Origin of the sequence: Pseudomonas sp. JAI120, assembly GCF_014207255.1 — a bacterium.
GTDB lineage: Bacteria > Pseudomonadota > Gammaproteobacteria > Pseudomonadales > Pseudomonadaceae > Aquipseudomonas.
Genome location: NZ_JACHCZ010000008.1, coordinates 1 through 24371, shown reverse-complemented (window position 1 = coordinate 24371; position 24371 = coordinate 1). Strand labels below are relative to the sequence as shown.

Genomic DNA, 24371 nt, shown 5'->3' with positions numbered 1-24371 from the left:
TGACCATGAATAAACACGCTGTTCACCAGTTGATCCTGGAAAAGCTCACCGCCGACCTCGACATCGCCCGGCGCGCCGCCCAGACCGCCTACGAAACCGCAACCCACGAAGAAAATATCGCCGAGAACAAATACGACACCCTCGGGCTGGAGGCGTCTTATCTGGCAGCCGGACAAGCCAAGCGCGTCGAGGAAATCAAGCAGGCGCTGGTGCTGTGCCAGAACCTTCCTCTGCGTGGGTACGATGATCAACGTGGCATAGAAGTCGGCACACTGCTGGGCCTGGAAGACGAGAACGGCCGCCAGCAGTGGCTGTTCCTGGCACCGGATGCAGCGGGTTTGAAGGTGGACGTGGTCGGGCAACCGGTGACCGTCATCACCCCACGCTCACCCTTGGGCAAAAGCCTGCTGGGCAAGTTCGAAGGGGATGAGGTGGAGATTCTGGTGGCAGGCGCCCGGCAACACTTTACGGTTACCGAGGCCAAATAACCCCCTTAATGGACGGGCAATTCCACGCCGTCGAACAGCTCTTCCAGTTCCTGTTTGTTGTGGCACTGGATCGCCTTGGCCATGACTTCACGGGTCAGGTGCGGCGCGAACTTCTCGATGAAGTCGCACATGAAGCCCCGCAGGAAGGTGCCACGACGGAAGCCGATCTTGGTCACGCTGGACTCGAACAGCTCACTGGCATCGAGCACCACCAAGTCTTTATCGAGGTTGGTATCGACTGCCATCTTGGCAACGATACCCACGCCCAGGCCCAGGCGAACATAGGTCTTGATGACGTCGGCGTCGGCGGCGGTGAACACCACTTTCGGCGTCAGGCCCCGATGGCTGAAGGCTTCGTCGAGCTTGGAGCGGCCGGTGAAACCGAAGACGTAGGTCACGATCGGGTATTCGGCCAGGGCTTCCAGGGTCAGCTTCGGCAACTTGGCCAATGGGTGGCCTTGGGGCACGACGACACAACGGTTCCAGCGGTAGCACGGCATCATCACCAGGTCACCGAACAGCTCCAGGGCTTCGGTGGCGATGGCGAAATCGACGGTGCCGTCAGCGGCCATCTCGGCGATCTGCATCGGTGAACCCTGGTGCATGTGCAGCGCGACGTCCGGGTATTGCTTGATAAAATCACGGATTACCGGCGGCAACGCATAACGCGCCTGGGTGTGGGTAGTGGCAATCGACAGGGTGCCTTTCTTCTCGTTGGAGAACTCCTGGGCGATCTGCTTGATGCTCTCGACTTTGCGCAGGATCTCGCCGGCGGTGGTGATGATGCGTTCACCGGCCGGGGTGACACGGGTGAGGTGCTTGCCGCTGCGCGCGAACACTTCGACGCCCAACTCGTCTTCGAGCAGGCGGATCTGCTTGCTGATACCCGGTTGCGAGGTGTAAAGGCTTTGAGCGGTAGCGGAAACGTTGAGGTCGTGGTGCGCCACTTCCCAGATGTAGCGCAGTTGTTGAAGCTTCATATGTATCCCTCAAAGCAGGTAGACGCCGTGGGTATCAGCGACGGTATATAACTATATTAAAGGTTAGACAGATAAATCTAGAACCTTTTATCATTTTCTATCCCTCACACGTCATCGCTGCGTCGACGCTGTAAGGAAGGCACCAGATAAACCGGCACGTTAGACAGCTGCAGCACCCGTGCAGCGGTGCGCCCAAGCGGTGTGGCGGCCGCCGCGGCATGGCTGTGACTGCCGACGATCAGCAGGTCGACGGACAGTTTGCGCAACTGGTCGAGAATCACCTCACACGGGTCCCCCTGGATCACCCGTACCGAGCGGATCAACTTCAAATCCTGCTCACCCTCTCCCAACTCCTCGCGAAAGCTGTCGAGCACCCGCTGCTCGATAGTCGCCATCACCGTGCTCAAACCCTGGGTCTGCCACTCACTCAAGGCCTGTTCATCAAGGTAGCTCTGCAACACCGATTCGGCGAACAGCCCAATCGGTTCAACCGCGTGAATCACATACAGGTCAGCCTTGAACGTCCGCGCCAGCGCCAGTGCATGTTGCATCACATACGGCGCATACAGACCAAGGTCCGTGGCGTACAGCATCGAACGAATCATAAAACCTCCTGGACAGCCGGAATGGAGGAGATTGAATGAGCTTAGCAGCGCCCCTAACTCTCGGCCTGAATCCTCACCTCGTTACTGATGCCATGGGGCACATGCCCGGTGGCCACCACCTCCCGGGCCTTCTCGCAATGCCCGGCCTGGTCATCGAAAAACACATCAGCGGCAAACGCCTCCAGGAATGCGGACTTCTCCAGGCCGCCGAGAAACAATGACTCATCCAGTCGGATATCCCACTCACGCAAGGTACGAATCACCCGCTCGTGAGAAGGCGCCGAACGGGCGGTGACCAAGGCTGTGCGGATCGGGCAGGCCTCGTCTGGAAACTCACGCTGCAACAAGTTGAGTGCCGCCAGGAACCCCTTGAAGGGACCGCCGTGCAAAGGTTGCCGCGCCGACTCGCGCTCGCTGGCCTGGAACGCCTCCAACCCGCCGGCCTGATACACGCGCTCCGACTCATCGGAGAACAGCACCGCGTCACCGTCAAAGGCGATCCGCAGCTCCTCGCTGGACGCCCGGCGCGGACCGCCCGACAGAATCGTCGCGGCGGCAAAGCCGGCATCGAGGGCACTGCGTGCATCTTCAGCATGGGTGGAAAGAAACAGATGGCAGCCAAACGCAGCTAAATAAGGATAAGGACTACGTCCGCCTACGAAAGCGGCACGGGAAATATCCAGGCCGTAGTGCTGAATCGAGTTGAATACACGCAGGCCGGTGTCGGCACTGTTACGCGATACCAGTACCACCTCGACCCGAGCACGGCCCAGGCTGGCATTGAGGCTCAGCAGCTTCTTGACCAGCGGAAAGGCGTCACCGGGCTCAAGGGTCTCTTCCTCGTGTTCGATCTGATATTTACGGTAGGCCTCCACCCCTTGGGCCAGGTAGACCTTGTGGCTGTCGCTCAGGTCGAACAGCGCCCGCGAAGAAATCGCCAGCACCAGTTTGTCGCCCAATCCCTTTGCCATGGTACGTCCCCCGAATCAGCGGTTATGCCGATCAATAAAACTCAAGGCCTGGTACAGCGCCTGCATTCGCGGCAATTCGCAACCCGCGGCCTTGGCGGCAGCGAGCGGTCGCGCATAGATCGCCGCCAGTTCCAGCGGGCGTTTGTGCACATGGTCGTGGTACATGCTGGGCAGGTAATCGTCCATGGTTTCCGTCATGGCGAACATCTGCTCGGCGTAACTGCCGGGAATTTCATGGCCACAGGCATGGGCGCCCTGCACCACTTCGGCCATCAGCGCCTGGATCAGCTCACGGCTGGATTGGTCCGCCATCATCGCCGTGGTGCCCGCGCCCAGCAACACCGAGAGGCCGTTGTAGGGGACGTTCCACACCAGCTTGTGCCAGCGGGCCTGATGCACATTGGCCATGGCTTGGGATTCGATGCCGGCCTTATGAAACAACGCAGCGCCGGCTTCGACAATAGCCTTCTGGCAGCTCTCATCGTTGGCCGCCGTGCCGCTGTGGTAGCCCAGGTTGACCCGGCCCAACGCCTGATGTTCGACGACGCCAGGTGCAGAGCGGTGTACGCCGATGTAGCACAGCCCGCCCAGTAGATGCAGCGATGGCGGCAGGTGTTCACGCAGACTGTCTTCGACATCCAGGCCGTTTTGCAGCAACACCACCTTGGCGTCCGGCGCCGCGACCTGGGCGAGGGTCGGGGCCAGCTCGACATTGCCCGTGGACTTGGTGCCCACCAGCAGCCAGTCGCACGGCGGCATGTCCGCGGCACGGGCGTAGGCCTGCACCGGGTGCAGCAGCAGATTGCCATGCACACTGCTATTGACGCGCAGGCCGTGCTCGCTGACCGCCGCGTATTCGCTGCGCAGCAGGAAGTGCACGTCGAAGCCCGCGCGTGCCAGCATCACTCCATAGAAGCCACCAATGGCGCCGGTTCCGATAATGCCGATACGTGGCGTCTGGGGTGCAAGTGCAGTCATGGCAAATCCTCCGGGGCGCGGGTAAGCGCTATTTTTACTGCTTCGCAGGTGTCAGCAGGCGTAAGGCGTGTCTGTATCTGCCCGAAGAATTGACCCTCGCACACCACAAACAACGCCGGCAAATGAAAGATCTGGTAGCGTTCGACCGCACCGCCGTTGTGCCCGGCATCCACCCAGCACACGCGGTCCACCGGCAAACGCCAGCCCGGCAATTGCTGGCGCGCCCAACGGCAACTGGAACACCCCACGCTGGTGAACACCACCAGCGAAATACCTGGCAATCCCAACAATTGCTGGTCAATATCCAGGTCGGTCAATTCCAGTTCCTTCACTATACTGCTGCCACCGCCGTCAACTGGACGGTGCTCGGAGTCCGTGTACATGGGTCGTTTTTTACCTCACCCTGATGATGTCGCTGTCGAGTTAATCCAACGCCCCTCTCCTGCCATCCCCCGCCAACGCCTGCTCACTATCGGCCTGGGCGGCGTCGCCTGCAATTGGCCGCGCGCGTGGCGCCAGGGCACGGCCGTTGATCTGCTCATTCCCTCCCTGGGCGCCAGCGCCCGCTATCCAGGTTATGTGGCGTGGTGTCGCAAGGTGGAAAACGGCTACCGCGTGGGCATTTCGTTTACCGATGAACATGCGTTGTTCGGTGCGCGAATGGGTGAGCAAGCATGCCGGATAGAGCGCTACTGCCGCCAGCATGAAGATGCCGAACCGACCCCGCAGCAACTCGAAGCCCTGGCCCGTGAGTGGGTGGCGCGCCATGCGGGCGAGTTCTCCCATGAGACATTTGTGCGACCAGCGCGGGATTAAAGCGGGCTTTGCCCATTGTCGCGGGCCCGTGTTACGCGCTAAGGTTCCTCCCCCCTGTATTCCAATCATGCTGTGCCCGCCGCACGGGGATGGCTGGCGGCCGGCACCCGTGACCCTGGCGAGTAACACGATGGCTGATTTACCGATCAATGACCTAAACGTCGAATCCAACGAGACCCTGATCACACCCGATCAGCTCAAGCGCGAAATCCCTTTAAGCGACGCTGCCCTGCAGACCGTCACCAAGGGCCGCGAAGTCATCCGTGACATTCTCGATGGCACCGACCACCGCCTCTTCGTCGTGATCGGGCCTTGCTCGATCCACGACCTCAAGGCTGCTCACGAATACGCCGAGCGCCTAAAAGTACTGGCGGCAGAAGTGTCCGACACCTTGTACCTGGTGATGCGCGTCTATTTCGAGAAACCGCGTACCACCGTCGGCTGGAAAGGCTTGATCAACGACCCGTACCTGGACGACTCGTTCAAGATCCAGGACGGTTTGCACATCGGTCGGAAATTGCTGCTGGACCTGGCCGAAATGGGCCTGCCCACTGCCACCGAAGCCCTCGACCCGATTTCCCCGCAGTACCTGCAGGACCTGATCAGCTGGTCGGCCATCGGCGCGCGCACCACCGAGTCGCAGACCCACCGCGAAATGGCATCCGGTCTGTCTTCGGCCGTAGGCTTCAAGAACGGCACCGACGGCGGCCTGACCGTGGCGATCAACGCGCTGCAATCGGTCTCCAGTCCTCACCGTTTCCTGGGTATCAACCAGGAAGGCGGCGTCTCCATCGTCACCACCAAGGGCAATGCCTACGGTCACGTGGTGTTGCGCGGCGGCAATGGCAAGCCCAACTATGACTCGGTCAGCGTTGCGCTCTGCGAGCAGGCGTTGAACAAGGCCAAGATCAAGCCGAACATCATGGTCGACTGCAGCCACGCCAACTCCAACAAGGACCCGGCCCTGCAGCCGCTGGTGATGGAAAACGTGGCCAACCAGATCCTCGAAGGCAATCAGTCGATTATCGGCCTGATGGTCGAGAGCCACTTGAACTGGGGTTGCCAGGCGATTCCAAAGGACCTGGCCGACTTGCAGTACGGCGTGTCGATCACCGATGCCTGCATCGACTGGTCCGCCACCGAAAATACCCTGCGCAGCATGCACGCCAAGCTCAAGGACGTATTGCCGAAACGCAAACGCACCTGAACCTGTATCTGAAGTATGCGCACACAAAAACGCCGGGCTGAGCCCGGCGTTTTTCATCCTGCGTTTTATGCCTCAAAGCTTCGCGGCATGGCGCTGGTGGCGTTCCATGTAGCGTTCGACATAGGAGCACGACGGGATCACCGTGTAGCCTTGCTCTTCGGCAAACTTCAACGCTTCCTCGGTCAACGCAGCTGCAATGCCACGGCCGCGCAGTGCGTTGGGCACGAAGGTCCGATAGATGTCCAGGGTCTGCTTCCCGAGGTCCATATAGGTCAGATAGGCACGATGACCGTCCACATTGGTCTCGAACTGATGACCAGCCTGGTCATGGTGGATGGACAACGCCTCGCTCATCACTACTCCTCGCGGGTCTTGGATTCTGACCCCTACCTTACCGATGTTTTTCCGGCGAAGGAACATCTACGCCACCCCGTGCCGGTTTCGACAACGAGAAAACCTTGAGCGCTCACAACCAGCACGTAGGGAATAGTAGGCACCAATCCTGTAATTGCTCAAGGCGTACCCGTCATCCCTGCCGCTGGTGGATATAGAAAGGGCCTCGATCAACCGGTGACCGAAAGCCTGAACATTGCCGGCAGTTGAACCTTGAGACGAACAGGCGCTCTTAAAGTCACCTCTACATGCACAAAAGATGCGGAGCGTGGTAAAGGCCAGCCAAACGAAAGTGTCAGCCTCGATATATAAAATTTCATCTATTTACAAGGCTTAACACATGCGGGCCGGCCCTCTCAGCCTGGGTCCAACCTCCGTCAGACTGCAAAAAACTGTACGGTTTTTATACAAATGTCCAAAAGATTAGCCAAAATAGATTCGGCACAAGAATTTTTTTTGCTTCTTGCGCTACGTCAGTTTACTTACTACAAGTAATGGGTAGTATGTACGCCGGCTATTAGCTCACTCTGAGAGTAGCCATTTAATAGAAAGTCCTTGAAGGGGAACACGATGAACAACGTTCTGAAATTCTCTGCTCTGGCTCTGGCCGCAGTTCTGGCTACCGGTTGCAGCAGCGTCTCCAAAGAAACCGAAGCTCGTCTGACTGCAACTGAAGACGCAGCAGCTCGCTCCCAGGCCCGTGCAGACGAAGCCTACCGTAAAGCTGATGAAGCTCTGGCTGCTGCTCAAAAAGCACAACAGACTGCTGACGAAGCTAACGAGCGCGCTCTGCGCATGCTTGAAAAAGCTAGCCGCAAGTAATAATCCCTCGGGATTGTTATCAAGCCGATCCATTCTTGGATCGGCTTTTTTATTGCCTGCGATTCGGCTCTCGATTACAGACAATAAAAAGCCCGCCGCAGCGCAATGCTGCAGCGGGCTGTTGATGGAGCAGGCTTACTGCTGCAAATCAATCGGCGCGCTGGAGGCAATCGGTGCAGCACCTGGCACACCGATCTCGGTTGGCAGGCCATCTTCCGCCGCGACCACATCACGCACCTGGTCCCAGTTCACCCGCAGGTTATTGGCCAGGTCTTCACGCTTGAGCAAGGCGTTGATCACTGCCGTGTGCTTGTCGACCACCGACGGCGTGCCGTCGTCGTTCAAGGGCGTATGCGCTTCGAGGTAGACCTTGCCGCCGCTGCTGCCGAACTTGTAGGCATCGTTGATGATGCGCACCGACGTCCCCACCGGGACCATACCGGCCATTTCCAGCACGTTGTTGTTGAACATGCGGAAGCAGCCGTGGCTGGTACGGGTGCCGATGCCGAACTTCATGTTGGAACCGTGGATCAGGTAACCCGGCGTCCCCAGGGTGAACTTGAACGGCCCCAGAGGGTTGTCCGGGCCGGCCGGCACCACATTGGGCAACGGGTCGCCGTTGGCGGCGTGCTCGGCCTTGATCGAGGCCGGCGGCGTCCAGGTCGGGTTCGGCGTCTTAGCGATGATGCTGGTGTGAGCAATGGGCGAGCCCCAGCCTTCACGACCAATCCCAAGCGGGAAGGTGTAGACCACGTCCTGTCCCTTGGGGAAGTAGTAGAGCCGATATTCCGCCAGATTGATCACAATGCCCTCACGGGGGCCCGGCGGCAGAATGAAGCGCGTCGGCAGGACGATCTCGGTCCCCGCCCCCGGCAACCAGGCATCGACGCCCGGATTGGCCGCGACCATTTCCGAATAGCCCAGGTCGTAGGTGGTGCCCAGGTCGGCAAAGGTGTCTTCGTACTTGGCCTTGATCACCTGGACCTGACCGACGATGTCTTCACCGGGTGGAGGCAAGGGCAACTGCAAGGCGGCGGCAGGACCGGCCGCACACAAGGCAGCAAGAGACAGGCAGCAGGTGACGACGGAAAGGCGCGACAACATCCGGAAAATCCTTCGCAGAACGACGGGAGGTAAAAATCGATTGTATACGTGAAGCGGGCTTCTAGCTGCCCCCTACAACTCGAAACGCAACTCGGGCCAGATTGGCGGCGTGCCACGCTTCTGCGACTCCAGGATCGCCCGGCACAAAGGGCACAGGCGCTGGTCCTGAAAAATCGAACGGTCGACCAGGGACCAGCGCGGCTGCGCCGGCAATAACGTACCGCACAGGGTCCGATCGATGGAGCCGCCCAGTTCCAATTGACGCGTCACCAGATGCACCCGCACTTCCTGGCAGGCGAACAGATCCAGCTGTTCGTCCGGCTCGATCAGTTGGTAGTTAAACAGGGACCAGGCAGGACGCGACATCGGGGGCTCCAGATCGGGGGGGCGCCACCTTAGCCGAAAGCCTGCCGGTAGAAAAGCGTCATAGCAGCGGTTTTAGCGTCGGCCAGACATTTTCCAGCAATTTACCCTGGGCGCCGACCGCCGGGTGCAGTTGATCCGCCTGCATCAGCTCCGGATTCCCCCCCACGCCTTCAAGGAAAAACGGTACCAGCGGGACGTTTTTTTCCTTGGCCAGCACGCCATAGACTTCGGCAAACGCCGTGGTATATCGCGGGCCATAATTGGGTGGCAACTGCATACCCAGCAACAAGACTTTGGCACCGCCGGCCTTGGACTGGTCGATCATCGACGCAAGATTTTGTTTCAATTGCGCAGGCGGCTGCCCGCGCAAGCCATCGTTGCCCCCCAACTCGATCACCACCACGTCCGGCTTATGCTCTGCAAGCGCCGCCGGCAGCCGCGCCAGGCCTCCGGCACTGGTGTCGCCGCTGATGGAGGCGTTGACCACCTTATCGTCGAAACCCTCCTTCTTGAGCCGTTGCTCCAGCAGTGCCACCCACCCTTTGCGGGTATCCAGGCCGAAACCGGCACTGATACTATCGCCAACGATCAGGACTGTACCCGCCGCTGCGTTCTGGGCCATGCACATCAAGGCCAGGCCAGCACTCAAAAACCACATTCGCATCGGATTCTCCATGGGCGCAAGCATTCTCACCGCGCGGAACCTCAGCAAAGTGGTTCCCAGCGCGGAAGGTGAACTGACTATCCTGCACGAACTGAGCCTGGAACTGAACAAGGGCGATAGCCTGGCTATCGTCGGCAGCTCCGGTTCCGGTAAATCCACCCTCCTCGGCCTGCTGGCCGGCCTCGATCTGCCCAGCAGCGGTGAAGTCACCCTCGCCGGCCAGGCGCTCAGCACCCTCGACGAAGACCAACGGGCGCGCATCCGCGCCGAACACGTGGGCTTTGTGTTCCAGTCGTTCCAACTGCTCGACAGCCTCAATGCGCTGGAGAACGTCATGCTGCCGCTGGAGCTGGATGGCCGCAAAGACGCCCGCGAACGCGCCAAACACCTACTGGAGCGCGTGGGCCTCGGCCAACGCCTGACCCACTCACCACGCCAGCTTTCCGGGGGCGAACAGCAACGGGTGGCGATTGCCCGCGCCTTCGCCGCCGAACCGGACGTGCTGTTTGCCGATGAGCCCACCGGCAACCTCGACAGTCACACCGGCGAGCGCATCAGCGACCTGCTGTTCGAGCTCAATAAAGAAAGCGGCACGACCCTGGTGCTGGTTACCCATGACGAGCGCCTGGCTCATCGTTGCCGACGCCTGATCCGCCTTGAAGCCGGCCTGATGGTCGCCCCCCTGGAGCCTTGATGGCACGTTTGCCGCTATTGCGCCTGTTCAGCCTTGCCCTGCGCCAATTACTGCGCGATGCCCGCGCCGGCGAATTGCGTGTGTTGTTCTTCGCCCTGTTGGTGGCCGTGGCCGCCAGTACCGCTATCGGTTATTTCGGCGCCCGCCTCAACGGCGCGATGCTGTTACGCGCCACCGAGTTCCTCGGCGCCGACCTGGTACTCGAAGGCAGCTCACCGGCCCGCCCCGAACAAATCAGATCCGGGACCGAACTGGGCCTGGATCACGCCCGTGTGGTTGAGTTCTCCAGCGTCATCGCCACCGACAACGGCATTCAGCTTTCCAGCATCAAGGCCGTGAACGAGCAGTACCCGCTGCGGGGCGAGTTGAAGAGTGCCGCTGCGCCTTTTGGCGATGAAACCCCAGGCGGCGGACCGAAACCGGGTGAAGCCTGGGTAGAGGCGCGGCTGTTGACGGCGCTGGACCTGAAAGTCGGCGACAGTATCGATGTGGGTATGAAGACCTTGCGCCTGGCACGCGTACTGACCTACGAACCGGATCGCGCCGGCAACTTCTATAGCCTGACGCCCAGGGTGATGATCAACCTGGCGGACCTGGACGCCACCGGCGTAGTCCAGCCAGGCAGTCGCGTCAGCTACCGCGAGTTGTGGCGTGGACCACAGGCCAGCACTGCGCTGCAAACCTATCGTGACCTGATCAAGCCGGGGCTCGCCGCCAACCAGCGTCTTCAGGACTCACGGGACGGCAACCAGCAGATCGGTGGCGCCCTTGGCAAAGCCGAGCGCTACCTGAACATGGCCAGCCTGGTGGCTGTGCTGTTGGCCGGTGTGGCCGTGGCCCTGTCGGCCAACCGTTTTGCCACCCGCCGTTTCGACGCCAGTGCGTTGCTACGTTGCCTTGGGTTGTCGCGACTCGAGGCCATGTTGCTGTTCAGCCTGCAATTGAGCGTACTGGGGTTGCTGGCGAGCCTGGCCGGCGCCCTGCTCGGTTGGCTGGCACAGTTTGGCCTGTTCTATTTCCTGCACGACCTGCTGCCGGCGGATGTTCCCCCAGGCGGGCTGTTGCCGGCAGTCGCCGGGATCGGCACCGGGCTGGTCGCTCTCGCGGGTTTCGCCCTGCCACCACTGGCCGCACTCGGTCGCGTACCACCTCTGCGCGTGTTGAGGCGCGACCTGCTGCCTATCCCGTCCAGCACCTGGATGGTCTACGGCGCTGCGCTGTTCGCCCTGGGCCTGATCATGTGGCGCCTTAGCCTCGACCTGGTGCTGACCTTCGCCCTGCTGGGCGGCGGCGTGGTCGCCGCGCTGGTTCTGGGTGGCTTGCTTTTGCTGCTGTTGCAGAGCCTGCGACGCCTGTTGGCCCGAGCGTCCCTGCCGTGGCGCCTGGGCCTGGGCCAATTGCTGCGCCACCCGCTGGCGGCGGCGGGCCAGTCCCTGGCGTTCGGCCTGATCCTGTTGTCCATGGGCTTGATCGCCCTGCTGCGCGGCGAACTGCTGGACACCTGGCAAAACCAGTTGCCCAAGGACGCACCTAACTATTTCGCCCTGAATATCCTACCGGCCGATAAGGACGCCTTTGGCGCCCGCCTGCTGGAAGTGCAGGCGCAATCAGCGCCGCTGTACCCGGTGGTGCCAGGGCGATTGATCAGTATCAATGGCGAGCCTGTACAGGAAATAGTCAGCAAGGACTCCAGTGGTGACCGCGCGGTACAACGCGACTTGAGCCTGACCTGGGCCGCCGACCTGCCGCCGGGCAATACCCTGACCGAAGGCTCATGGTGGTCGCAACAACCCACCGATGGAATTCCTGGAGTCTCGGTAGAAGCCAAGGTCGCGCAAAGCCTCAAGCTCAAGTTGAACGATCACCTGGTGTTCACCATCGCCGGGGAAAACCGTGAGGCACGGGTTGCCAGCCTGCGAACCATCAACTGGGATAACTTCCAGCCGAACTTCTTCATGATTTTCCAACCGGGTACCTTGACGGACCTGCCGGCCACCTACCTGACCAGCTTCTACCTCGCGCCAGGGCATGATCAGCAGATCGTTGATCTGTCCCGCGCCTTTCCGGCGGTGACCATCCTGCAGGTCGAGGCGCTGCTGGAGCAGCTGCGCAGCATCCTCGCCCAAGTGACCCTGGCAGTGGAATACGTGTTGTTGTTTGTACTTGCCGCAGGGATGGCAGTACTGTTCTCCGGCCTGCAGGCCACATTGGATGAGCGCATTCGCCAAGGCGCACTGCTGCGAGCACTGGGCGCAGAGCGCAAGCTGCTGGTCAAGGCGCGGCGTATCGAGTTCGGCTTGCTGGGCGCAGTCAGTGGCTTGCTGGCAGCGCTGGGCACCGAGTTGGTGACGTGGGTGCTGTACCGCTATGCCTTCGACCTGGCCTGGCACCCGCACCCCTGGCTATTGCTGCTGCCTGTGGTCGGCGCCGTATTGATCGGCGGTGCCGGGGTGTTCGGCACACGCCGTGCGCTGAATGCAAGCCCGCTGACGGTATTGCGCGAGGGTTGAGCGGTCAACGGCCCGCCTCCCTTGCGGGGTGCGGGTCAACGTCGCTTACTTCACGTACTCAATAGCGGTGATCCACCAGCACACCTCGCCTCCCGGGGTCTGCACAATGGCCTCATCGTCGACTTCCTTGCGCAGCAGCGCACGGGCCATCGGTGAATCGATGGAGATATAGTCCATCCGATCATAAATCTCGTCATAACCAACGATACGAAAACGCTTGGTCTCGCCTTGCTCGTTTTCAATATCGACCCATGCGCCGAAAAACACCTTCCCCTCCTGCTCGGGCATGTACTCCACCACGCGCATGTCTTCCAGGCGCTTGCGCAAATAACGCACCCGCCGGTCGATTTCACGCAGCAGCTTTTTGTTGTACTGATAGTCGGCATTCTCGCTGCGATCCCCCAGGGAGGCAGCCCACGTCACCTTGCGTGTGGTATCCGGACGCTTTTCGCGCCACAGGTAATCCAGCTCTTTCTTCAGCGCTTCATGACCTTCTTTGGTAATCAGCTTGGTACTCAAACGCATGCATCCCCAGGCAATGTCCATAGGTGTCGATAGGCCAGGAAATCACACCCCGGCGTCGGTTCGCTGGCATTGATGATAAATGAACCCGAGAAAGTAGCCAGGCCGGTCTAACCATCCAAGGCCTGATCCAGTTCAAGCAGCACACCTCGCAGGCTCTGGCGCAAGTCCGATACTTGCGAGGTCATCACCTTCAGGGCCTCGGTTCGCTGACTGACCGCCAAAGACTGGTCATGCAGTTGAGCGGTGCGTTGCTCCAAATCCCGGGTCCTTTCATCCAAATGGGTTTGCTCCTGCTGCAATCGGGCCTGCCATTGATCAAGCGCCGTTGCCCTTTCATCCGCAGCGAGTTTCTGTTGGGTCAACTCCTGAGCGACACGAGCGAGGTTGGTCAGTGTACTGCCCACTTCGGACAAGGTGCCGTCGTCCGCGGGTGCCGGAAGCTGCGGCTGAGCCGGGGGGCTTGGCTCATTCAGGACAACAGGTGTATCCGGAACAATGGCCGCAGGCGCGTCGACTGACATCTGTCGAGGTTCTTCTACAACAGGTTCATGTACAGGCTCGGGTGGATTCGCCCCCCTGACAGGTGAACTCATTTTCGACGAGAAACGAATGGAAGGCACAATCAATGAAGCACTTTCGATTGCCGGCATCACCGGCGCAGACATTCCCAGGGTGATCACTTTCATCACCAATGCCTTCTTTATGATCACCGAGTGATGTTCTTCGGGCCTCGCAGGCGGCAGCTTGCAGCCTTTCAAATCGATAAAATGATAAGGAACCTGAGTTTCGGTGACACCCGCCTTGGTGCCTGCCGCCACCGATGTGAGAATTTGCTTGAAGACATGCATGGCCACATGCAGGTCTTCCTTGGACTCAACACCGCTCAGAAAATACCGATCAAGCTTTTTGCGCAAGGCTGCGACATAAACCCTGGAACTCGCCGGCTCAACCTCTTCATCCAAGCTATAAACAAGGAAGTTGGAGGCAATCTGACCTACAGCAAACCCACAGAGCAATGCACCGTTGACCGGAGCATCCTGACCGTCGCGTTCAAGAACAAGGGTACGTAGAAGCATCATGGTAATCGGGCCTCATTACAAAATTCGAAAAGTCTCTATAACCTTCAGACATTCACTCAATAATTAAAGGTTAAAAACACAAAACAATTGTTTCAGCGACCTGCCTGGCGCGCACGTAGGATTTTTCCGATTAATGCTGAGCGGCGTTCCCAAAAACAGCTATTGCCCGTACCCTTTTCAAACTCTCCCCTTCTACGACCACACCACGCTAAATGATCGAAATAATCAACCTGACAAAATATTTTAACAATAAAAAAATAATCAGCGATTTTTCATTCAGCGCAAACAAACAGGAATGCCTGGGGTTATTCGGAGAAAATCCTACAGTTAAAACGGCGCTTCTCGATGTAATATCGGGCTCGACTACTCCTTCCAGCGGGTATATAAACATCCACGGTTTCAATACTAAAACCCATCCATTTAAAGCAAAAAAACTCATCGGCTACCAACTTCATAGGTGCGTCAGTCATCCTACGATGTCGGTTAAAGAGTTCCTTGACTACATCGCAGCCATTCGCGGACTGCGCGGCACCGAAAAACGCGCGCAGGTGGAATATGCCGCGACACGATTGGAGTTGTTGCCGGTGCTCAATGCGCCCCTCGAGGCTCTCTCCATGGGTTTAAGGCGCAAAGTCGCCATTGCCCAGGCCATCCTGCACACCCCGGCCTTGCTATTACTGGATGAACCGACCGAGGGGCTGGCACCTGATCAGAAACACACATTCAGGAGCCTCATCCAGTCATTGATGCAAGAAATGACAGTGATCATCGCGTCCCGACACTGCGATGAATTGTCCGAACTCTGTACGCGCGCACTGGTTATCGCAGGCGATCGTCTGGTGGCCGATGCCCCTATGCCGGATTTGCAACGCGACTCTCGCCATTTCCAGGCGGTTACCCTCACCGCAGATGCCCCCTTGGACCTGCTGGCTCTCGCCGTACTGCCAGGGGTCGCGGGCATCGAAGAACATCGGCATGCACCCGGCACCGTGACCGTCCTGCCCATGCCGGGGCACACCATCTACCCCCATATCAATACGCTCATTGCCAATCGTCGCTGGAAAATCAACTCACTGAGCCTGGAGCCTGGTCGCCTCAGCGACGTAGTTCACGCTCTGAGCCGAGAGGCCCCCCTTTGAAACTGCTGCCCGTCATTTTCAAGCGTCAGCTCGCCCACTATGCCGGTACACCCGGCACTTATCTGAGCATTGCCATTTTTTCAGTACTGTCCGTGGCATTGGGGTTGCACATGAGCTCCTGGCCAGAACAGGACAGCAGTCACTTGCAGGTTTTCTTCCAGCTACACCCCTGGCTCTATTTGTTATTGATTCCTGTACTGGCGGCACAACTCTGGTCGGACGAGTCCAATGCCGGTTTTCTCGACCTGATGAAAACACTACCCATCACCACGTTTGAATGGGTTATTGGCAAATTCTTAGCAGCCTGGGTCGTGGCGGGCACAGCCCTCATGTTGACCTTCCCTCTCGTGATCATCGCCAACTACCTGGGCGTGGCGGACAACACTGTTATTGCTTCGCAATTTATATCAAGCTGGCTGCTGGCTGGCAGTTATCTAGCGGTCGGTTGTTTTATCTTCACACTGGTGCGTCAGCGCACTGCCCTTTTCCTACTGACAGTGGGCTTGATGCTTATCGTCAGTGCGCTCTCTTATTTACTCGATGCACTTGAACATCAAGCCCCAATCTGGGCGGTGGACAGCTTGGTCTCCCTCAGCCCTTTTTCGAGATACAGCGCTATCGACAATGGAAAGTTCACACTTCGTGACACGCTTTACTTCATCAGCATGATCTTAGCGTTTCTCGCAGCGACGACCGTAACGCTCAACTATAAACACAGCTGAGAAGGAAAGCCCTCCATGCGACCTACTCTGCGCACCGGCATGACACTCACTGTCATCCTGTTACTATTCCTGGCGTTTAACTTAGTCTGGGTAGGAAAGCTGCCGAATATCCGATGGGACTTCTCACAAGGAAAAACCCATACCCTATCTCCTCAAGTACGACAGTTACTCGCGTCATTGGAAAACCCTCTGGATTTGTATTATTTCAATACCCATGACGACCCTAAACGAAGCTACGCCTTGAAACGCTATGGCAAGCGCATCGAAGACCGGTTGATCGAGTACGAAAACGCAGCGAAGGGCATGATCAACCTGCACCTTATTGATCCCGTACCGTTTTCAGAAGATGCCTACAAAGCCAGGCTGTTCGGTCTCGACGACAATGCGGGGTTCCTGGGCCTGATCGGCACACGAGCCGGCCACGGGGCGCAACGCGTCGAATCGTTCAGCTTGGACCGGGAGTCATTGCTCGAATATGAAATCAGTCATTTGATCTACAAGTTGCAGCATCCGGAGCGCCCCGTTATTGGGCTGCTGTCAGGGTTGGCGGTGGGAGAATCCTCTGGCCGATTGCTGAAGGAACTGCAGCGACATTTTAATCTGGTCAATCTGGGAGCGACCACCGAGCGCGTGCCGGAACAGGTCAAGACGCTCATGGTCGTGCATCCACAGGCGCTGCCTGAACAAGCGTTGTATCAGATTGAACAATTTGTATTGAAGGGCGGTAAATTAATGGCATTTATCGATCCCCTGAGCGAGCAAAGCTCGACCATCACATCCGCCAACACCCGACTGGCTGATTTGCTTGCCGCTTGGGGGATACAAATGCCAGCGGACAAATTTCTGCTCGACCTCCGCTACGCAGCGTCGCAGCCCCCTGTGAACGGGAAGCTCACAGTGCAGCATCCGGGCCGGTTGACCCTGCCCCGACAGGCGATGAACACAGACGATCCGAGCACCTGGAAATTGAATACCGTGACGGTATCGAGCAGCGGCGCGCTCTTTCGCCGCCAGAAAGCTCGCACGACCCTGACCCCTCTTCTGCACAGCTCCGGGCAATCCGAGTTGCGGGAAACCAACCGGCTCGCCTCAGCAACCGAGTTCGATTCAACGGCCGATGAGGCGTCCAGCCAAGCGCAACGCCACGTGATTGCAGCCCGTATAGAGGGGCCGGCCTATTCAGCATTTCCCGATGGCATTGAAGGACAGCCGGCAGGTGTGCAAAAAGCGGCGCAGATCCATGTGGTGGTAGTCGCCGACACTGATTTGCTCACGGATCAAATCAACAACTCAGCGCCCGACAGCAACGCACTGTTTATCTTGAATACACTGGATAACTTGTCCGCTGGCGATGTACTGACCAATATTCGCCCGCGCGCGCTGGCGCAAAGATCGCCGAACAGGCTGGACCAGATGCGCGACAGCGCCGTGCACGCCTACGCGCAGAAGGCGACTGAGTTGGAACAGCGCCTGCTACGAACAGAACATGAATGGCAAATGCTGCGCCCAACGGAGGTCCCACTCGGCTCCCAGACCGTAGACACCACCACCCAATTGGTTGCACTCAACAAGGAACGCCTGCGCTTACCAATGGAATTACATGCCTTGAGGGCCGAGGCATACGCGCAGGTACATCGCCTGGAGTTCGTCATAAAAATGGTCGTGACCTTGGCGATACCACTGATGCTATGCCTGGTCGCCTGGGTGGTTTTTCTCTGCAATCGACGGCGTCGATTACAAGCAGGAGTCGCGCTCTACTGACCGTTCAACGCCTGGCAATCAGCCCCTGCCGGGCAATGCGGGTCAATTGTCGGATGACTTCCTGTGCGTTGCTCGCGCTGGGGGCCTGGATAACCGCTAGATCAAAGCTGTTATTCGCAAAACGAGCAAGAGAATCGCCATCTTCCACAAACTGAATCAAGAATGCCGATGGCCGCCCGCTGCGACGTGGCCACCCGTCCAGATAACGTAAGAGCGTAGGCTGATGCTTGCCGCCCAAGAGGATTTTTGGATTGCGTTGGGTGAGGTCCGCGGTGATCGGGGCCAGGCGTATCAGGGGGCGTAGTGCATTCATCGTGTCGTGTCTCTGCCTCAAAAGTCTGCGGGCAGGTGAGAGGCAACACCGAACCAGCGCTTTAGCGGTATTTCGAAGTTGCCTCCTCAGGGGAAAACAGGCTTCTGTCGGGTTCTATCGAGACCCAGTGGCGCCCCGCAATTAGCTGTTTAAATCGGCGCATGGGCAGCATCCTAGAGAAGCCGGTGGGGCGGTGTCAAGAATCCCGAGCAACGAAAAGGCCCACACGGTGGTGGGCCTTTTCAGAGTTTTGCGCAGGTGTCAGTTGGCGATGGCGCGGTCGGCAGACAGTTTGCCAGCACCTTCCAGCAGCACCGCCAGGGCGCCGCCCAACAGGGCAAGTGCGAACTCATAACCGTTGTTGGCCATGAACAAGCCGTTATGGATATGCACCGAGAAGATCGCTACCAGCGACAAAATGGTCAGGCCCAATGCCGCCGGGCGTACCAGCAAACCGATAATCAGCGCCAGGCCGGCAAAGAACTCGGTTCCGCCCGACAGCAGCGCCATCAGGGTTCCCGGTGCCAGGCCAATGCTTTCCATCCACTGGGCGGTGCCCGCCAGGCCATAGCCGCCAAACCAACCGAAGAGTTTTTGCGAACCATGGGCGGCGAAGATGATGCCGACTACGATGCGCAGGATGGTCAGGCCGTAGCCGGCACGAGTGGACAGTACGCTTTTGATCATTGGGCTCATGGGGTGAATCCTTTTCGAAATAGGGGTTGGTTGGCCGCTATATTAATCAGTTTAAACAATGATAAAAGCGGAAAAACTGCCTGATTAACATCGAAAAAATCGATTATTTCCGTGAGGCGATTTTCGGCGCCGGCGGTTCCAGAGACTCTCGCTCCCGATCAAACGCCAAGTAGTACTTGTTGACGCTATTAACATAGCTGACGCCCCCCATCCCCACCTGCTCCATGGCGATGCGTTCCACCTGGAAGAACCATTGATTGGGGTTCAGTCCCCGGCGCCTGGCCTCGGTGCGCATGCCCTGCACCCGCTCCGGTCCCATGTTATACGCGGCCAATACGAAGGCCATGCGCTCGCGCTCGTTGAGCTTGGGGCTGGCAAAGAACTTTCGGCGGATCAGCGCCAGGTAACGCGCGCCCGCCTGCACATTACTGTCGAGACTTTCGATATTGTTGACGCCCACCCGCTGCGCCGCCGAAGGGGTGATCTGCATCAGGCCGGTAGGGCCGCCGCTGTTGCGCGCACCCGGGTCGAAAGCCGACTCCTTGAACGCCAGCGCCGCGAGGTTCAGCCAGTCCATGCCTTGCTCACGGGCGTGCTTTTGCAATACCGGGCGCAGTTTTTCCAGGCGCTGGCGGTCGACGCGGGCCAGCGGGTTGCGCACCTGGTAGAGGCGCCGATAGATGCGCTGGAATGCCACGTCCTGGTCGGACGGCGTGCGATAGGTCTTGAGAAATCGGTCAATACTGGCACGCAGCATCGAGGCATCCTGGCGCACAAACCAGTACTCGTCGCCCGGTCCACTGATTGCCACCTGCTTGTCGAAGCGCAACTTGGGAAGGATCTTCGACCAGCGTTCGGCAATCGGCTTCTCGACGATAGTCAGGTGAAAAATACCCGCCTGGACCATCTCCAGCACATCCTCCACCGCCAGGGTCGGGTCCACCCATTCCACTTTTACCGGCGGCTGTTTGTGCAAGGCCAGCTTCTGGTTGACCTGGCTGATGGCATCCGCCGCCGCACTGCCGGTGGTCAGCGCCAGGGTACGCCCGGACAGCTGCTCCAGCTTGGTAAACCGCCGCTCACCCTTCACCCCCACCAGCCATAACGGCACACCGCTGGCGATCGGATCGCTGGTGCTGATCTTGTGCGCGGCCTTCACATCCAGCAATTCACCGGGGGCCACCAGGTCACCTTCGCCACGGGCCAGTGCGCCGAGCAGTTGATCCTTGGCCTTGGGAATGATCTTGAGGTTGATTTCCTGGCCATCACGGGCGTGGCCATTGAGGTATTGCTCGAAGGCACGCAGGCGATGGTATTCGACACCGATGGCCTGCCCCTGAACCTCGCCGGAACTGTTACGGCTCTGGTTGACCAATACACGCAGGGTGCGACTCGAGCGAATCTGCGCCAGGTCGCGCACTTTGCCGGGCTTGGTCACTTCCAGCGGCCCATCCAGACGCGCGACCGCCGCCATGGGCAGCAGCAGCGTCAGGCACAACATAAGCAACGCCGAGGGTCGGATCATCCGCTCTCCGGAAAGAATACTGGCCAACACCCTCGCGAAAAACGAGGTATTGGGGGTCAGAAACAGAGCGCTTTAAGCGCTGGCAAGACGCGCAACGGTGGCACAGTGCGAGGCGTTCAGCCAACCACGATGTCACTTTCGACGTTCAAAGACAGCTATAACTCGTTGTAGTTCTTAGTTTTTCTTATAAATCTACAGCTCTGATATGCTTTCCGGCCGCAGGCGGAGATAGCACCATGCAACTCATTGATATCGGCGTCAACCTGACCAACCCCAGTTTCGACGAGAAGCACCAGGCTGTTCTCGACCGCGCCTATGCCGCCGGGGTCCAACAATTGGTGCTCACCGGCACCAGCGTCGACGGCAGCGAACAGGCCTTGGAACTGTGCGTCAACCTCGATGACAGCGGCCAACGCCTGTTCAGCACTGCCGGCATCCACCCCCACTCCGCCAGCGATTGGAACGGCGATAGCGCCAGGCGCCTGCGCGGTTTACTCAGCGATAGCCGCGTACGCGCGGTGGGCGAATGCGGCCTGGATTTCAACCGGGATTTCTCACCCCGTCCGCAACAGGAAAAAGTTCTGGAAGAGCACTTGGCTCTGGCGGTTGAGCTCAAACTGCCGGTGTTTCTCCACGAGCGCGACGCCAACCAACGCTTGCTGGAGATCCTCAAGGACTACCGCGACCATCTGAGCGCCGCCGTGGTGCATTGCTTCACCGGCGAACAACAGGCACTGTTCAGCTACCTCGATCTCGATTTGCACATCGGCATTACCGGCTGGATCTGTGATGAACGTCGTGGGACGCACCTGCACCCGTTGGTCAGGGAAATTCCCCGCGGTCGTCTGATGCTGGAGAGCGATGCGCCCTACCTGCTGCCGCGCACCCTGCGTCCAAAGCCGAAAAACGGCCGTAACGAACCCGCCTACCTGCCGGAAGTACTGCGCGAGGTCGCCCTGCACCGCAACGAAACGGTGGAGGATCTGGCTCTGCACAGCACCGCCTGCGCCCGTGCGTTTTTTGGGCTGCCTGCAGTGGATTGATGCGGCGCATTGACCCATGTCAAAACCGCTTTTCTGAGTAGCGGCACAATAGTGGCACCTTGCCAATGCTGTTTCCGCTATCAGAGAAAACCTTCCATGGGTGCCTGGCTTAGCAATATCTCGCTGAAATACAAATTCTGGGCCGTCAACGCGGTCGCCTTTATCACTACCCTGCTCCTGGTGCTGTACGCCGTGCACCTCGAGCAGCAATCGCGCAGCTATGCGTCCCAGGCCTCGGCACAGGCCCAGGCGCAATTGCTCGGTACCTGGCCGGCCGACAAGGCCCTGCCCAAGAGCGCGCAGTGGCTGACGTTTGCCCGCGGCCAAGTCCCACAGCTTGCCGATCAGGATCTGTCAGCCCTGAGCAGCACCACGGGTTGGGTCGAACTCAACCACATGCCGCTGTTTGGCGAAAACATACTGATGGGCGCTGAAGTGATCGCCCGCCCTGATGGGCAATACATTGCCGTGCTCGCCCACGCACCCAGCCTGAGCCAGGTATTCAGTGAACGCTTCGCCAACTATGCCGTGGCGGTGCTGATCCTGATGCTGGCAATGCTCTGCGCGTCGCAACTGCTGATCCGCTTCCTGCTCAGCCAACTCAACACCCTCAAGGACGTGATGCTGCACGTGGAGAAAACCGGCGATCTGTCGGCCCGCGTGCCATTGGCGTGCAAGGATGAAGTCGGCCAGATGGCCAGCGCCTTCAATGCCATGCAGGCGGGCTATCAGCGTGTGGTCAGCACCGTGGCGCGCACCGCCAAGCTACTGGACGATGGTGCCGCTCGATTGGCCAGCAGCATGAACGAGGTACAACACGGCATGCTTGGCCAGCAAAGCGAGACCGACCAGGCCGCCACCGCCATCAACGAAATGACCGCCACCGTTTACCATATCGCCCAACATGCCGGCGCCACCCGCGACTTGTCCCAGACCGCCGACACCCTCGCCGGCAGCGGTCAGGAAGTGGTCACCCGCGTACAACATTCAATCGCCGGCCTGTCTTCCGGCGTGCAACAGACTGCCGAAATGATCCAGAAACTGGCCGAGGACAGCCAGAAAATCAACAGCGTGGTGAGTGTGATCCACAGCATCGCAGAACAGACCAACCTGCTCGCCCTCAACGCTGCCATCGAAGCCGCCCGCGCCGGGGAAATGGGCCGTGGGTTTGCCGTGGTCGCCGACGAAGTGCGCAACCTGGCCAAGCGCGTGCAAAGTTCCACCGACGAAATCACCCGCATGGTCTCAGCGCTGCAAGCCGGTACCCGTGACGCGGTGGACTTCATGCAGGAAAGCTCGTTCAAGGCCGACGACTGCGTACAACAAGCCCTGGAAGCCGGCGCAGCACTGGCCGAAATCACCGGTGCAGTGGCGCAGATGCGTGAAAGCAACACCCAGATCGCCGTCGCCGCCGAACAGCAAAGCCACGTGGCCGAAGAGATGAACCGCGCGGTGGTGAGCATTCGTGATGTGACCGAGAACACCGTGCAACAGACGGTTGATTCGGCGACCACCAGCAATGAGCTGGCGACGTTAGCCGGGGAGTTAAGCAAAGCGATTGGGCAACTGAAGCTGTAGGACTTCTCCACCTGTAATCCGACTCCTACGATCGACTCCCCGTTTACCCGAAGTTTTGGCGAACCCTCCTAGCCGTCCTGGCGAATAGCGCCGACTTCTTTACCTGACGAACCTCGCCAAAGTCTCTCGCCTGATCATTCAGTGCGAGGGACCGCCGATGTACCTATCCGTTAATGCCCTGGTTGTCGGGGCTGCCCCTTGATCCCCGTCATTGCCAGTTTTGTCCTGGCCCCCATGGATGCCAAGGCGCCGGACGTTGAGCGCGTCTTTCGTGACTTTCGCGCTTGCCTGAATACCTTTGATGAGTGGGCCGGGAGCTTCTGGAGCGTTTCGGCACTGGAAGTGGAGCAGGTGTTCAACGTTGGGGAAGAGGTGGCGCTGGTGGCGCCGGTCTCTTCCAACGCCCCAAGTAAAACGGTCGCCAGGTGCGATACCCAGGGATCGTTGACTCTGGTGCATATGTTCGAAAGCACTCGGTTTGTGCCGATCGGCAATACGCCGGTGATGCTGCAAGCCATTGCCCAGGACGGCAGCCCGCTCGGCGCACCACTCCATCGAACCATCGGTCCCAGCGGCATCCTCGAAATCACCGAGTGTGGTCGCAACCAGCCGTACCAAATCACCTTCTACCCCAACGTTTCCACGGATCACGTCAAGGCGCTGTATGCGTCTTATCAGTCGGTGATCGCGGGGTTGGAAGGTCGCCTGCGTGACGAATGGACCAAGACCTTCCAGCCCGAATGGGACGACTTCGCCAACGCCACGCCGCTCGAACGTAGCGCGATGCAAGGTTTGGCGTTTTCAAGCGGGATGGCCAAGGCGCTCTACAACCTGTGGGACAACGTTACGCAGCTGTATGACTTGCTGGCGGACCTCAAGGCCAACAGCGAAAAGCTGTTGGCCTACATCTCCCAGGCCGAACTCGATGAACTGTTGAAGCTCGGCAAAGACACCATTGCCAACGGTTTGCTTGTGCTCAGCGATGAGCCGCTGCTGTTTATCTACGTGTCGGCGATGGTCAGTTGGATACGCCTGCTACCTCCGCCCGAGATGTATGAAGTGCTGGGCGAGATCACCAGCGAGGTGTTGATCAATCTATTTCTGATCTGGGCGAGCCGTGGCATGGGCGTGCAGATTCGCCTGGGCGCTCAGGTGCTGGGGCATATCAAATCCGGGCGAGCGCGCCAGTGGCTGGAGAGGCTGGCTGATCAGTTGGTGGGGCCGAAGCTGGACGCGCATGCCGAGGCGGTGAAGCCTTTGCTGCTCGGTGGCCCGGCGACAGCGATCAAGACTGTACCGGTTGCGCCGTTGAAGGCAGGGGATCAGTTGGTTTCCAACCCGGTGCCGGCGGTTCGTAACAAGACACAGAAGACCGTGTTGGTCAGGCAGGAG

Annotated in this window: 25 protein-coding genes and 1 pseudogene; 12 read left to right on the top strand and 14 right to left on the bottom strand. The window is 59.1% G+C overall.

The genetic code is table 11. The features are described 5' to 3' along the window. Nucleotides 1-5: 5 nt before the first annotated feature. Nucleotides 6-488 carry a GreA/GreB family elongation factor gene (locus HDC32_RS29180; protein ID WP_167656209.1) on the top strand — a complete coding sequence of 161 codons (483 nt, stop codon included), beginning with the start codon at nucleotides 6-8 and terminating at the stop codon, nucleotides 486-488. A 5-nt stretch (nucleotides 489-493) separates the two neighbouring features. On the opposite strand, the gene cysB is transcribed toward HDC32_RS29180, so the two are convergent. The 5 genes from cysB to HDC32_RS29155 all read right to left on the bottom strand — a co-directional run bounded on the left by cysB (nucleotide 494) and on the right by HDC32_RS29155 (nucleotide 4405). Further along, nucleotides 494-1468: an HTH-type transcriptional regulator CysB gene (gene cysB / locus HDC32_RS29175; RefSeq protein ID WP_003189876.1), complete on the bottom strand. Its 975-nt coding sequence runs from the start codon at nucleotides 1466-1468 to the stop codon at nucleotides 494-496. A 104-nt stretch (nucleotides 1469-1572) separates the two neighbouring features. Then, a complete protein-coding gene (locus tag HDC32_RS29170; protein ID WP_131699527.1) occupies nucleotides 1573-2073 on the bottom strand; it encodes a universal stress protein in 501 nt (166 codons plus the stop codon). 53 nt (nucleotides 2074-2126) lie between these two features. Further along, nucleotides 2127-3044 (bottom strand): 5'-nucleotidase, encoded by a 918-nt coding sequence (locus tag HDC32_RS29165; protein WP_184746399.1) that lies wholly within the window; start codon nucleotides 3042-3044, stop codon nucleotides 2127-2129. A gap of 15 nt (nucleotides 3045-3059) precedes the next feature. Then, nucleotides 3060-4022: a putative 2-dehydropantoate 2-reductase gene (locus HDC32_RS29160; RefSeq protein WP_167656210.1), complete on the bottom strand. Its 963-nt coding sequence runs from the start codon at nucleotides 4020-4022 to the stop codon at nucleotides 3060-3062. After that, nucleotides 4019-4405 (bottom strand): thioredoxin, encoded by a 387-nt coding sequence (locus HDC32_RS29155; RefSeq protein WP_184746397.1) that lies wholly within the window; start codon nucleotides 4403-4405, stop codon nucleotides 4019-4021. Before HDC32_RS29155 ends, HDC32_RS29160 begins: the two co-directional genes overlap by 4 nt. Here HDC32_RS29155 and HDC32_RS29150 point away from each other — a divergent pair. Continuing rightward, complete coding sequence (locus HDC32_RS29150; RefSeq protein WP_131699531.1) at nucleotides 4404-4838, top strand: PilZ domain-containing protein; 435 nt, start codon at nucleotides 4404-4406, stop codon at nucleotides 4836-4838. The genes HDC32_RS29155 and HDC32_RS29150 overlap by 2 nt on opposite strands. Nucleotides 4839-4968: 130 nt before the next feature. Further along, on the top strand, nucleotides 4969-6045 hold the full coding sequence (locus HDC32_RS29145; protein WP_053130701.1) for a 3-deoxy-7-phosphoheptulonate synthase: 1077 nt from the start codon (nucleotides 4969-4971) through the stop codon (nucleotides 6043-6045). Nucleotides 6046-6117: 72 nt separating this feature from the next. Here HDC32_RS29145 and HDC32_RS29140 read toward each other — a convergent pair whose 3' ends face one another. Continuing rightward, nucleotides 6118-6399 (bottom strand): GNAT family N-acetyltransferase, encoded by a 282-nt coding sequence (locus HDC32_RS29140; protein WP_027606976.1) that lies wholly within the window; start codon nucleotides 6397-6399, stop codon nucleotides 6118-6120. 609 nt (nucleotides 6400-7008) lie between these two features. On the opposite strand from HDC32_RS29140, the gene oprI reads away from it, so the two are divergent. Next, nucleotides 7009-7260, top strand: coding sequence for an outer membrane lipoprotei OprI (gene oprI, locus HDC32_RS29135; RefSeq protein ID WP_003172710.1), 252 nt, complete (start codon nucleotides 7009-7011; stop codon nucleotides 7258-7260). 135 nt (nucleotides 7261-7395) lie between these two features. On the opposite strand, the gene HDC32_RS29130 is transcribed toward oprI, so the two are convergent. From HDC32_RS29130 to HDC32_RS29120, 3 genes are all read right to left on the bottom strand, one after another. After that, entirely contained in the window at nucleotides 7396-8364 is a 969-nt protein-coding gene (locus tag HDC32_RS29130) for a L,D-transpeptidase family protein (protein ID WP_027606975.1), read from the bottom strand. A gap of 72 nt (nucleotides 8365-8436) precedes the next feature. After that, complete coding sequence (locus HDC32_RS29125) at nucleotides 8437-8730, bottom strand: hypothetical protein (RefSeq protein ID WP_003172705.1); 294 nt, start codon at nucleotides 8728-8730, stop codon at nucleotides 8437-8439. A 58-nt stretch (nucleotides 8731-8788) separates the two neighbouring features. Beyond that, entirely contained in the window at nucleotides 8789-9394 is a 606-nt protein-coding gene (locus HDC32_RS29120) for an arylesterase (RefSeq protein WP_131699533.1), read from the bottom strand. A 10-nt stretch (nucleotides 9395-9404) separates the two neighbouring features. On the opposite strand from HDC32_RS29120, the gene HDC32_RS29115 reads away from it, so the two are divergent. Both HDC32_RS29115 and HDC32_RS29110 read left to right on the top strand, forming a co-directional pair. Then, nucleotides 9405-10088, top strand: coding sequence for an ABC transporter ATP-binding protein (locus HDC32_RS29115; protein ID WP_016972350.1), 684 nt, complete (start codon nucleotides 9405-9407; stop codon nucleotides 10086-10088). After that, nucleotides 10088-12598, top strand: coding sequence for an ABC transporter permease (locus tag HDC32_RS29110; RefSeq protein ID WP_131699534.1), 2511 nt, complete (start codon nucleotides 10088-10090; stop codon nucleotides 12596-12598). The genes HDC32_RS29115 and HDC32_RS29110 overlap by 1 nt, the downstream gene beginning before the upstream one ends. Before the next feature lie 45 nt (nucleotides 12599-12643). Here the strand turns inward: HDC32_RS29110 and greB are convergent, their stop codons facing one another. Together greB and HDC32_RS29100 are read right to left on the bottom strand one after the other, a co-directional pair. After that, nucleotides 12644-13117, bottom strand: coding sequence for a transcription elongation factor GreB (greB, locus tag HDC32_RS29105; RefSeq protein WP_053130756.1), 474 nt, complete (start codon nucleotides 13115-13117; stop codon nucleotides 12644-12646). Nucleotides 13118-13230: 113 nt separating this feature from the next. Next, nucleotides 13231-14202, bottom strand: a complete 972-nt coding sequence (locus HDC32_RS29100; protein ID WP_184746395.1) for a hypothetical protein — start codon at nucleotides 14200-14202, stop codon at nucleotides 13231-13233. Between the two features lie 212 nt (nucleotides 14203-14414). On the opposite strand from HDC32_RS29100, the gene HDC32_RS29095 reads away from it, so the two are divergent. The 3 genes from HDC32_RS29095 to HDC32_RS29085 are packed head-to-tail and all read left to right on the top strand — an operon-like array spanning nucleotide 14415 to nucleotide 17824. After that, nucleotides 14415-15341, top strand: a complete 927-nt coding sequence (locus HDC32_RS29095) for an ABC transporter ATP-binding protein (protein WP_167656216.1) — start codon at nucleotides 14415-14417, stop codon at nucleotides 15339-15341. Beyond that, nucleotides 15338-16063, top strand: a complete 726-nt coding sequence (locus tag HDC32_RS29090; protein ID WP_184746393.1) for an ABC transporter permease — start codon at nucleotides 15338-15340, stop codon at nucleotides 16061-16063. Before HDC32_RS29095 ends, HDC32_RS29090 begins: the two co-directional genes overlap by 4 nt. A 15-nt stretch (nucleotides 16064-16078) precedes the next feature. Beyond that, entirely contained in the window at nucleotides 16079-17824 is a 1746-nt protein-coding gene (locus HDC32_RS29085; RefSeq protein WP_167656217.1) for a Gldg family protein, read from the top strand. Nucleotides 17825-17828: 4 nt separating this feature from the next. Here the strand turns inward: HDC32_RS29085 and HDC32_RS29080 are convergent, their stop codons facing one another. The 3 genes from HDC32_RS29080 to HDC32_RS29070 form a co-directional block, all read right to left on the bottom strand. Then, nucleotides 17829-18137 (bottom strand): hypothetical protein, encoded by a 309-nt coding sequence (locus HDC32_RS29080; RefSeq protein ID WP_090407344.1) that lies wholly within the window; start codon nucleotides 18135-18137, stop codon nucleotides 17829-17831. Nucleotides 18138-18398: 261 nt separating this feature from the next. Then, complete coding sequence (locus tag HDC32_RS29075; RefSeq protein ID WP_131699539.1) at nucleotides 18399-18833, bottom strand: DoxX family protein; 435 nt, start codon at nucleotides 18831-18833, stop codon at nucleotides 18399-18401. 103 nt (nucleotides 18834-18936) lie between these two features. Continuing rightward, entirely contained in the window at nucleotides 18937-20358 is a 1422-nt protein-coding gene (locus HDC32_RS29070) for a transglycosylase SLT domain-containing protein (RefSeq protein WP_167656218.1), read from the bottom strand. A 236-nt stretch (nucleotides 20359-20594) separates the two neighbouring features. On the opposite strand from HDC32_RS29070, the gene HDC32_RS29065 reads away from it, so the two are divergent. The 3 genes and pseudogenes from HDC32_RS29065 to HDC32_RS29055 form a co-directional block, all read left to right on the top strand. Beyond that, entirely contained in the window at nucleotides 20595-21401 is an 807-nt protein-coding gene (locus HDC32_RS29065) for a TatD family hydrolase (protein WP_145338093.1), read from the top strand. 96 nt (nucleotides 21402-21497) lie between these two features. Then, complete coding sequence (locus tag HDC32_RS29060) at nucleotides 21498-22979, top strand: methyl-accepting chemotaxis protein (protein WP_184746391.1); 1482 nt, start codon at nucleotides 21498-21500, stop codon at nucleotides 22977-22979. 198 nt (nucleotides 22980-23177) lie between these two features. After that, nucleotides 23178-24371: pseudogene (locus HDC32_RS29055) on the top strand (type IV secretion protein Rhs); the annotation flags it as partial.